The organism is Leucobacter faecis, from assembly GCF_054456695.2.
The window spans coordinates 347,694-353,693 of record NZ_JBTJER020000004.1; the positions used below are offsets into that span (position 1 = coordinate 347,694).

At 70.0% G+C, this 6,000-nt stretch carries 1 protein-coding gene; it reads right to left on the reverse strand.

Features of this window, described 5'->3' with window-relative positions:
- Positions 1–116: 116 nt before the first annotated feature.
- Entirely contained in the window at positions 117–5,543 is a 5,427-nt protein-coding gene (locus ACXR2W_RS06750) for a type VII secretion EssC family protein (protein ID WP_458813466.1), read from the reverse strand.
- Between the last annotated feature and the right edge of the window lie 457 nt (positions 5,544–6,000).

Sequence of the window (6,000 nt, forward strand, 5' to 3'; positions counted from 1 at the left end):
CGAGAAAGCCTCGGTCAAGAATCGCTCCTGCGGTCTGCGCACTGGGACGGCGCACAGCCAAGGGTCAAGCTTAGATCATGCTCGCGACACGCGCAAGCTCGATCTGCAGATTATTCTCACGTGAGCGCCACGTGCACTGGAGTGACACGACCGCGTTCGATCGCGAACCCGCGCCCCCGCGCAAAGTTCGCCCGCTTCACGCGGCCGAGGTTCTCACGAAACGGGCTCTGACTCTCGGTCTCGTCGGGCTGCAGCGCGAGCCCCCAGGTCGGCTGCTTTAGCGCCGCGAACAGATCCCAGATCGCGCTGCCTGTGCCCTGCTCAAACTCAAACAGCACGAGCGCATCGGCTCGGCGGGCCGCTTTGGCGAGCGCCACCAGCTCGGCCAGGGCCGTCGTTCCCTCGGCATCGGCAGGCCGCTCGACCACGATCACGGTGCGCGGCTCGGCCGGTCGCCCCGCGGCGCGCTCGCCAGCAGCGCGCTCAGCGGGCCCAGCGCGTTGCTCCCTGCCTTGGCGCGCATCACAAGCTGCTTGCTCCGGATCAGCGCCCGCCCAGTCTCCCGGGCCCCTCACGGGCGCGTGACCGCCAGGGGCGGCGCTGACTAAACCGGAACCGGCGGTCGCTGAACCAATGGGCACCGAGCCAACGGGCACGGAGCCGACCGGCACGGAGCCGCCCGGCGACGCCCAAGCCGCCGGGTGTCCCCTTGCTTGCGGCGGCTTGCCACCCAGTTCGATCGTGAGGGCTCGTGCAAGCTCGCGCACCTCGTCTTCGCCGCACGCCACGTCATTCCACGGGTAACCGTTTGGGCTCGTTTGCGCGGCGTTATGCGCACCACTGCCACCACTGCCACCACGATCACGGCGTTCAGCAAACGTCAGCAGCACGCACCGCACCGTCTCGCCGCGGGCCCGTGCCCAGCGCGAGTACGCCACTACACAGGTCGTTGCCGCCGTCGTCACACCCGCGCCCGAGGGCCCCGCGATCACGCCGAGCCCGGCGACAGGCAGCCCGACCGGCGCAAACCCTGCCGCTGCACCCGCTGTACCCGCGGCGCTCGCAATCACCGCAGAGCTCGCAGATCCTGCCGTCGAGCTCTTCGATTCGACTAATTGGGAGCCGCCCCCGGCTGCACCGACGGCTTCCGTGCTGGCTGCACCTGTGCCGGCAGCATCTGCGTCGACCGCATCTACGCTAATCACATGAGCGCCGACTGAGTCGGTGCTGATGCCGTACACCGGTCGGCTAGCCGCTTCGACGGGGAGATCGCGAAGCGGCACGCGATCCGGAGCGTTGCGTAGCTCAGGCACGCAAGGCACACCGGCCGCTTGCAGCTGGGCAGCGAGGCGCTCGACCGCGCGCGTCTGGGAGCGCAGGTCTGGCGCACCGCCCGCGATGGCGAACTGAAGCTCGATGGGTGCGGCCGCGCCGCCCGACGCGCGCTTGGCGGCGTTCGCGAGCACCGCGCGCCCCGGCGCGGCACCTTCGAGCACGTCGGCGGGCACGCTGAAACTCGCATAATCGTGTGGGTTTGCGAGCCGCAGCACGAACTGCTGCTGCACGCTTGCGGCGAGCGCCGCGGGCATCGCTCCGGGCCGATCGGCGGTGACGACGACGTGCACTCCGGCGGCGCGGCCAGTCGTCATGATTTCGGTGAGCTGCTGCAGCTGCGCGATGGGCCCGCCGAGTGCTTCGGCGGCCTGGCGCAGCGCCGCGAACCCGTCGACGAGCAGCACGATGCGCGGCTCGTTCGTGCCCGCCGGCGTCGCGCGATAAGCGGCAAGCCCGCTGCAGCGAGCCGCCGCGTACCGGTTCGCGCGCTCGGTGAGGCGGGCGAGCACCCGCTGCAGCACGCGCCCCACCAGCTCGGTGTCGGCAAGCTGCGCGACGGTGCTGACGCTGGGAAGGCTTCGAAGAGCGTCGAGCGCCCCGCCCCCGGCATCGATCGCGTACAGCTCGACGGGGTGGTTGGCGCAGTTCTGGTGGGCGGGGTGCTGGTGGGCAGGGTGCTGCGACAGCGCGGCCGCGAGCGTAATGAGCGCGCTTGTTTTGCCCGAACCACTCGCGCCATAAACGGCTACATTGCCCGCTTGTTCGAGGTCGATCATCACGGGGTGCTGGGCTTGCTGCGCTGGCAGATCGGCGACCCCCACGGCGACGGCGTCGGTGCGGCCCTGCGCATCAGTACTGGGTTGTGCGATGGCGCCGGGCTGTGCGGTGGCGCTGTGCGGGGCGCCACCGCCGCCGAACATCGCACCGACCGACCCCGAGGTATCTGCGGCGGCGTGCGTGCCACGACGTGGGCTTTCTGGTCGCAGTTGTGCAAGGTCGAGCAGGTCTGGGAGTACGTCGAGCCAGGGCTTGCGGGGTGAGTGCACGCTGGCGAGACGCGCTGCTTCGACGATGCCATCGCGTAGCCGTTCGATGTCGCGGGGCGGTTTGGGCGGTGCTGCCACTGAACCATCGTGCTGCGGCTGTGGTGTGGCCGGCGAAAGCCCCGCTGCGTCTAATGCTGCAGGTAGCGCCCACGGCGGGCCTTCACTAAACCCAAGCGTTCGCAGCTCGAGCGTGGGCGGTGTGGCGTCGTGCAGCTGGCGGCCGCCCAGGTACCCGGCCTGAAAGTGCGCGATACGCCCCGGCCCCACTTTGATCGCGCCGCGACCCGGCGTCTCTGCCCCAAAGAACGCTGCGTCTTTCACGCCAATCACGTCGCTGCTGTCGGCTTCGTCTGCCATGCGCAGCGCCACCCGCAGATTGGTGTTGGCGCGCAGGTTGTCTTTGATCACACCGGCGGGCCGCTGGGTCGCCAAGATCAGGTGTAGCCCCAGTGAGCGGCCGCGCTGCGCCACATCGACGACCCCGTCAACGAACTCGGGCACTTCACTCGCGAGCGCTGCGAACTCGTCGACGACGATCACCAGGGTGGGTGGCGCGGCCGGGTCGCTGCGCCGCTCCATCGTGGCGAGGTCTTTCGCGCCGTGCTCGGCGAGCAGCTCCTCGCGGTAGCGCAGTTCGGCACGCAACGAGGTGAGTGCGCGACGCACAAGGTGCGGGCTGAGGTCGGTGACGAGGCCCACCGTGTGCGGCAGGTCGACGCACTCGGCAAACGCGGCACCGCCCTTATAGTCGACCAAAAGAAAGGTGAGGCGATCCGGGCTCACGAGGGTCGCGAGGCTCATGATCCAGGTTTGCAGAAACTCAGACTTGCCCGCGCCGGTCGTGCCGCCGACGAGCGCGTGCGGGCCGTGCAGCCGGAGGTCGATCGTGGCGGGCCCGTCGGGGCCCTGGCCCACGGGCGCGGCGAGGGCGACCGGTTCGCGCTCGGTGCCGCGCTTCCAGGTCGCCGTGAGCGTGCCCTCCCAGGCGCGCACAATGGGGGCCGCGCCCGCCGTGAGATCGACGGGGTGCAGTTCACGCAGCGGCACCGCCCGCGGCAGGTCGCTCTCGTCGAGGGCACGAGCCGCGACGTCTTCGACGGGCGCGAGGGCGCGAGCGAGCCGCACCGCGACCGCTTCGTCGACGTACTCGACGCTCGAGAGCGGCACGCGCACACGATCGCGCACGTATCCGACTTCGCTTCCGTTTGCTGCGGCGGTAGCTGTGGTCGCGGTCGCGGGCAACGCGACTTCGGGCGCCGTGGTCTCGAGGTCTACCGCTTCAGGCAGCGCAGATTCACGCAACACGTCGGGCGCGGGCGCAGCTGCGCCGACCGTCACGAACGTGCGGCATGCAGCGGGCAGGGCTGATTGCGCGCTCGCCACCCAGATCACGTGCACCCCCACCGCTGGCCCGTCTTCGGCGAGCCCTATCAGCCTCGCGGGCGGCGCAAACTCTGTAGTGAGCACGAGCACGACCACCACCGGCAGGGTGCGCACGTTGCCCCCGGGGCCCGCGCGCGGCCGCACGCCCGCACCCGCCGATCCGGCAGCAGCCCCAGGGCCAGCAGTACCAGCGCCAGCAGCCCCAGGAGCAGCGGCCCGCCTCGATTCGATGAGCCCCTCGAGCGCGAGCAGCAGCCTGGTGCTTGACGCGGCGTCGTCGGCGAGCTGCCAGGCGGGCACCGGGCTCGTGACCGTGTCGACGTGCGGCAGCCATTTGAGCCATTCCCAGGCCTGCGCGCCGCCCGCGGCCGCGGGGCCGGCGAAGCACGCGAGCACAAGCTCGGCGGGCGAGTGCAGCCCCGCGAGCTGCAGCACGAGCGAGCGGGCGAGGCCCGCAGCAAAGAGCGAGCGCCCGGCGACTCCGATCGCTCCGCAGGCGTCGAGCCGTTCGAGCGCCGGCACACCGTGCACCGACGCAAACTCGGCTTGCAGCGCCCGCACCGCCTCCCACGCCTCGTGCTCGCTGTCGCCGCGGTCGGGCAGGCTGAGCGCGGTGCGGCTGGGCAGCAGCCCCTCGCCAAACCGCACCTCACCAAACCCGTCGTGCTCGGGGCGTCTGGCCCACAACAGGCCCCACCGCTCTCCGATCGCCGCTGCCACCTCGTCGAACGTCGGAGTCTCTGCGCCGCGCACCGCTATCTCGCGGTCGCGCAGCCGCGTAAGCTCGGCGCGTTCGGCGGAGAGTGCCGCCCGAAACTCTGTGCCCTCGCGTCTTCGTTTGCGCCTCGCGCCGAAGCGCCCGTCAACCCACGACCCGATCATCATGACGGGCGAGAACGCCATCATCATGAGACTCATCGGCGACCGGGTGACCGCGAACAACACGGCGCCCATGATCGCGGGCGCGAGCATCGCCAGCATCGGAATGCGCGCGGGCGGTGCCGGGGCTGGGGGTGCAGGGAGCTGGCGAGTGCTCTCTGAAAACTCCGGATCAACCCGCGGTGACCGCATATGCAGTGTGTGGTGCGGGGACTCGTGCGGGGTGGCCGAGCGTAGTGCGGCGGCTGTCGTTTCACCGCCCGGTGGGCCCGGCGTGAACCTCAAAAGCACTCCGCCGAGCTCGAAGTCGGTGACTCCGTGGAGTGCTATGCCAGTGGCGCTCGCACTGTCGGCTGCGCTGTCTGCTGCACTGTCGGTGACAACAGTGGTGCCGTTGGCTGACCCGAGGTCTCGTAGCTCGCCCTCGCCTGACGGTGCCACCGTGAGGAGCGCGTGCCGCCGCGACACGCTTCTGTCTGCGATGATGACGCGCGCGGCCTGGTCGCGGCCGAGCAGGTTGGGCCCCGGCACGAGGCTGTAGAGCGCCCCCGCTTGGGCTCCGCTGAGCACCTCGACGTACCCCGCAGGCTCGACCACGCGCGCGGTCGCGCGGTCGCCAAACTCGGCGACCGGTTCGATCGTCCACCCCGATTGCAGCCCCGACCCTATGATGGGCGACCCCGGGTCAAGGAGCACCGGAGCCTCATCTTCAGCGCCGCACCCCCGCACGGTGACCGGGCGCAACCGGTCCCCCGCTACGCGCACAAGCAGCGGGTCGGCAGCAAAACCGGCGCCGATGAGCGCGCGTGCGAGGTCTGCCACGCTCGACGTGACGTCACACGAGAGCGTGACGTCGTGTGTGCCGCCGCCCGGCACCCGCAGCGCGACCCGTAGTTTCATGGCGACTCGAATCCCGGCTGCGGGAGCCGCGTCGCGAGCGTCTCTCGCGCCGTGCGCGTCTTAAGTTCTGACACCATACGCCGACGGTAACCCGCCATCGGCCGCCACGGTGCTGTCGCACACAATCTGTGCATAAGTGTGGCCGAGGAGGCAAAATCGCCCCCTGTGGACGACGAGCCACCGAACGGGCGAAGGCCCGGTCTTATCGCTTGGTTGGGTCTGGCAGGAGCGGCGGCGAAGCCGACGTGACCGGAGAGCGGTGAGACCGGGCCTTTGCCCGTTCGGTGTCTCCTGCTTCAACTCTTCCGCGACAACGCGGCAGCCCCGCAACACCCAACCACGGCGGTGACCACACAGAACGTTGACGTCAACGCAGTCCCTGGATTCTGATTCTTCTATGTTTGTCAACTCGCCAGTTGAGGGGCGGCCGCGGCGTTCAACTGCCGAAACACTTGAC

Excerpts from the sequence above, each read along its gene's own strand:
- ACXR2W_RS06750 (WP_458813466.1), bottom strand. The coding sequence starts at position 5,543 with ATGAAACTACGGGTCGCGCTGCGGGTGCCGGGCGGCGGCACACACGAC.